The sequence below is a fragment of the Ohtaekwangia sp. genome (assembly GCF_036568665.1).
In the GTDB taxonomy this organism is placed as follows: Bacteria; Bacteroidota; Bacteroidia; order Cytophagales; family Cyclobacteriaceae; genus Ohtaekwangia.
Genome location: NZ_DATCSD010000055.1, coordinates 1 through 2,342 on the forward strand (window position 1 = coordinate 1; position 2,342 = coordinate 2,342).

General features: G+C 44.2%; 3 protein-coding genes. All 3 read left to right on the plus strand.

Annotated features, from left to right (window positions below; all coding sequences use genetic code 11):
- Positions 1 to 300 precede the first annotated feature (300 nt).
- Positions 301 to 1,185 carry a DNA-3-methyladenine glycosylase 2 gene (locus VIN08_RS03120; protein ID WP_331960077.1) on the plus strand — a complete coding sequence of 295 codons (885 nt, stop codon included), beginning with the start codon at positions 301 to 303 and terminating at the stop codon, positions 1,183 to 1,185.
- 55 nt (positions 1,186 to 1,240) lie between these two features.
- Positions 1,241 to 1,705, plus strand: coding sequence for a thioredoxin family protein (locus VIN08_RS03125; RefSeq protein ID WP_331960080.1), 465 nt, complete (start codon positions 1,241 to 1,243; stop codon positions 1,703 to 1,705).
- Positions 1,702 to 2,342, plus strand: a 641-nt coding sequence (locus VIN08_RS03130) for an FAD:protein FMN transferase (RefSeq protein WP_331960083.1), incomplete at its 3' end; no start/stop codon positions are given. The genes VIN08_RS03125 and VIN08_RS03130, both read left to right, overlap by 4 nt.

Here is a 2,342-nt window from a genome sequence, read left to right on the forward strand (position 1 = left end):
CACTCTTCCTGCGACAATACTTCGGGAATCAAAGCATATCCTTTCTGATTCAACGAATGGTATATAGTTTCCCACGCTAAATTTTCGATCGCTGTCATAAATGTTTTTCTGTAAAATTCAGAAGTGCGGTAAATTTCTTCAACCTGAATCTTGCGCATTCCATGGAACCGGCATGGCTATAATTGCGTTTCGGGAGCTATGAACCAACCCGAAACTTGCTGTTATGCCATTTAATATGCGAGCCTTCTATACTCCCATTTCGTTCTGTAGTATTGCATCGGCATCAACACACCTGTTATCATGAAGAGCTTTCTTGTTCCGGTTCCTGCAGAATTCAGTTTTGATCTTACCATGGATTTTCTGAAGCGCTCTCCACGTGAAGTCATGCATCGTTGTGACGACAAGAGTGTAGTAAAGCTATTGCAGATCGGAGAGGAGCATATACTCTTCCGGGTGCACGCAAAGAATAAAGAAAATCTTCAGGTCCAGATTTTAAATTCAGAACTGGCACCGGCAGGGAAGAAAATACTGGCACAGTATATACGCGAATGGTTCGACCTGGATACCGATATAAAACCTTTCTACGAGCTATCAGCGAAAGATAAATTTCTGAAAGACCTTGTGTTGAAATTTCATGGGTATAGGATCATCGGGCAGCCCGATCTTTTTGAATCAATTATATGGGCTGTGCTGGGGCAGCAGATAAATCTTGTATTTGCCTATACATTGAAGCAACGCTTTGTCGAGAGTTTTGGTGAGAAGATAGGCTTTGAAGGGCAACACTACTACCTGTTCCCCAGGCCAGCCGTTGTGGCTACATTATCGGACGATATACTCTTGCCGTTACAATTCTCGCGACAAAAGAGTAAATATATTGCTACAATCGGTGAGGCTTTTGCAACCGGAGTTGTATCCAGAGAGAAGTTGAAGGATTTACCCTTGCAGGCTGCCAAAGAAGAACTGATGAAAATAAAAGGTATTGGTAACTGGACTGCGAATTATGCGTTGATGAAGACGTTTCGCTATCCCGATGCGTTTCCGCTGGAAGATGCCGGTGTTCACAATGCTATCAAGAACCTGAAACGAATGGAAGCGAAGCCAACGCTGGAGCAGGTGAAAACCTTTTACAGAAAATACAAAGGCTGGGAAGCATACGCTACACTATATTTGTGGAAGAGCTTATAAAGCCGATGTGTGTTATGTTCATATTATCTTTTGCTTAAGCTGAAAAATGAACGGAATGAAATTGACTAGATTTGGAGCGACAAGGAACATCGTGAAGTATAGTATCATTTTTCTGATTGGGGTAAGTGCTGTAACCGCTACAGCACAGGTGCAGCAACAGGCTGATGAAGCTTTTCGTATAGCATCTGAAATGAAGCGACCGGTGTTGCTCGTGTTTGCCGGCTCCGACTGGTGTGCGCCCTGCATACGGTTTGAAAAAAAGATTTTGCAAGAGAAAGCCTTTCAGGATTTTGCCAGCGAGAACCTGGTGATACTGGAAGCCGATTTCCCTCAGCGTAAAAAACTGGCAGACGAGATCAAGCAACAAAACGAAAGGCTTGCAGACCGGTATAATCCTTCCGGTCAATTTCCTTATCTTGTACTGCTGCGAGTAGATCGCTCGGTGTTGTCGCCCCTTCATTATACCAATGAAACTCCGCTGGAATTTATCGATAAGATAAAGCATCATCTTTTGCCATGATTATACCGGCTATACAGGAACATCGAAGGCAGGCCCGCTTGATGGGATCAGCTTTTGAGTTTGTTATAGCAGGTGAAGAAACACAAGCTATAGCTGCGATGGATATAGCGGTTAACGAAGTGCAACGCCTTGAAAAATTACTCACGGAATTTTCACATGATTCAGACACCGCACGCATCAATCAATCGGCCGGTATACAATCGGTAGAAGTGAATCCGGAAGTATATACCATCCTTCAGCGTTGCAAACATCTTTCAACACTTACGCAGGGTGCCTTCGATATAACAGCCGGTGCGCTGAAGAAGCTCTATAATTTTAAAGGCGATAGATTTTCATTGCCCACAGAAGCAGCATTAACGGAAGCTAAACTAAAAGTCGGCTCTGATAAGGTTATACTGCAACCAGAGAACAAAGTATATCTGCAAACACCAGGCATGCACATAAGCTTTGCCGCTATTGGAAAAGGATATGCTGCCGATCGTGTTAAAGCATTGTTGATGAAGCAAGGTATAGATCGCGGTGTGATCAATGCCAGTGGTGATTTAACCGCGTGGGGCACACGCGCAGATGGCACTCCGTGGAAAGTGGGAATTGCTGATCCGCAAGACTCTTCGCGTATACTGGCCTGGATACCGGT

Coding starts and splice junctions, on each gene's coding strand:
- VIN08_RS03125 (WP_331960080.1), top strand. CDS start 1,241: ATGAAATTGACTAGATTTGGAGCGACAAGGAACATCGTGAAGTATAGT.
- VIN08_RS03120 (WP_331960077.1), top strand. CDS start 301: ATGAAGAGCTTTCTTGTTCCGGTTCCTGCAGAATTCAGTTTTGATCTT.